This window comes from Synechococcus sp. H55.10, assembly GCF_047502715.1.
Taxonomy (GTDB): Bacteria; Cyanobacteriota; Cyanobacteriia; order Thermostichales; family Thermostichaceae; genus Thermostichus.
Map to the genome: position 1 here is coordinate 1 of NZ_JANSJJ010000296.1, position 505 is coordinate 505.

Below are 505 nucleotides of genomic sequence, written 5' to 3' on the forward strand. Positions count from 1 at the left end.
AGGAAGAGGAGGCCATCGACGTCGCCAACGGCCAGGAATTTATGGGCCGACCTTTGCGTTTGGATCGAGCCAGGCCGCGCCGACAGGCTTAGCTTCAGCGGGAATTCCTCATCTGACTCCGAGGGAGGTGCCAATCCAAAAGTTGGCAACGCAGGCAATGGCGGGCAGGAGTGAGGGCAACGGCTGGAAGGGCTTTAAGGCTGTTTGAGATGGTAAAGCTGCTGCATCTTTCCGATATTCATTTGGGCAGTGGCTTGGCCTACGGTTCCATCAACCCGGCTACGGGGCTGAACACGCGTTTGGAGGATTTTGTCACTTCTTTGCGCCTGTGCATTGATCGTGCCCTCGATCGGGCTGTGGATCTGGTGCTGTTTGGGGGCGATGCCTTTCCGGATGCGACGCCGCCGCCTCTGCACCAAGAGCTCTTTGCCCAACAATTTCGCCGCCTGGCCGATGCCGGGATCCCGACCGTTCTGCTGGTGGGCAACCACGACCAGTACGGGCA

General features: G+C 59.2%; 1 protein-coding gene. It reads left to right on the forward strand.

Going from position 1 to position 505, the window contains the following annotated elements:
* Positions 1 to 209: 209 nt before the first annotated feature.
* The coding region (sbcD, locus tag NW858_RS13360; protein WP_414520680.1) for an exonuclease subunit SbcD at positions 210 to 505 on the forward strand (296 nt) is incomplete at its 3' end.